The organism is Oscillibacter sp. CU971 (assembly GCF_905219725.1).
GTDB lineage: Bacteria > Bacillota > Clostridia > Oscillospirales > Oscillospiraceae > Oscillibacter.
This window is the reverse complement of record NZ_CAJMXG010000477.1, coordinates 1-1,413: the sequence shown is the minus strand read 5'-3', so window position 1 is coordinate 1,413 and position 1,413 is coordinate 1. Positions and strand designations below refer to the sequence as shown.

The 1,413-nt window shown below is 52.9% G+C and carries 1 protein-coding gene; it reads right to left on the bottom strand.

The genetic code is table 11. The annotated features are described in order from the left end of the window. Window positions 1–935 (bottom strand): hypothetical protein (locus JX325_RS16710; protein ID WP_204792154.1); only part of this gene is annotated, 935 nt, incomplete at its 3' end. Between the last annotated feature and the right edge of the window lie 478 nt (window positions 936–1,413).

Sequence of the window (1,413 nt, the reverse complement as noted above, 5' to 3'; positions counted from 1 at the left end):
CCGATGAACACAGCGTTGCCCCGGAAGCTCCGTTGCACCTGTGCCTTTCCATCCATCCGCCCACGCCCAGTATCGTCAGCTATGCGGCGTATGATTTCTTCGGCGGTGTCCTCATTCTGCCGTTTGATACCTCTGGATTCTGCTGTGTGCAGATCATCAAGAACCGCTGTACACTCGCTGTGTTCGTATAGCGTGTCCTCAATAAACCTCTTTGTCGAGTTGAACCGGGTAACAGGGCCGATTCCATCGGCTCGATTGTAAAGCTGAACTAAATGGGGAACATAGTGAGACTTTAGCATCCCGGATTTTCCGACAATGACCAACACCGCACAGGGGGTCATGCCAGCCTCTTTGAAAGCTGCCCTGATAATTCCAGAGATTGTGTGTGCCGCAAGGACTGGTCCGATCTCAGGGCTGAGACTGATGAGCCACATCATGCGGTCAATAGCCGTATTGATGTCGATATTCTCGTCAATATCCAGGCGGAGTGGGAGCTGTCCCAGTTCAAAGTCTGGATCAGTTCTCGGTGCGGAGGACTGGGTGATGACCCGGTTCCCCGCAACAAAGCTAATTGAATCGCCAATATGGTAAATCCCGGTTCGGTCAAGGACGTACCGCCTCTCCACAGGGACGTTGCTGACCCCGGCGCGGATAGTATCGGCAATGTACCCTCTGGCCCGACGGTACTCCGAGTTCGTCAGGCAGCGATGGTCTATCTTGAACCAATCCACACGGTTAAGGTCTGATAGTGGGACAGTGGTTTCTGTATCGCTGCCATTCTTAAACCGTAGTCGTACCCTAACAGCCTCCCGTTCATCAGTGGAACCGACTACCCTGACTACGCCGACTGCCGAGGGGATGAAGGTGGAGACGGGTACTCCAGATTCATTAAAGAAAACCCACTCGGGACGCCGAGGCTGCATCGTCTGGTTCATAAAGCAGCTCGCAGGGCTCTCCTTGAAGGTTTGCGATTGAAGAAGAATCCGAGAGCCACAGTTGCTATAGCCGTTAAGATCTTGGGGATGGCTTTGCAGATGGCGTCCCCCAACTTGTTGAAGAACCCCCTTGTGCTGCTGTCGTCCTTGCGCCTATTAGCTTTCTCAGTGGCCTCTTCCTCCGCTCTCCGCCTCTCGGCCTCCTGCTTCATCAACTTGTTGTGCTTACGCAAAGCCTTTGCCAGAGCTTTGAAAATCTTCCGCTCCTTCCGGCTGAGGGCGGGCTGCTGTTTAGCCTTACCAGCGGACTCACTGGCAGGTACAACNATCTCGCCCGTAGTGTTTTCGTACTTATCCAGTAGATTTGTCATGACAATTCCCTCCTTTTTGAAATATTGAGAACTTTCAAATCTGATTTTGGACCTCTACGTCACCTCCGCTTCATAGCCCAGGATCAATGTAGCCCTGAGCCGCAGAC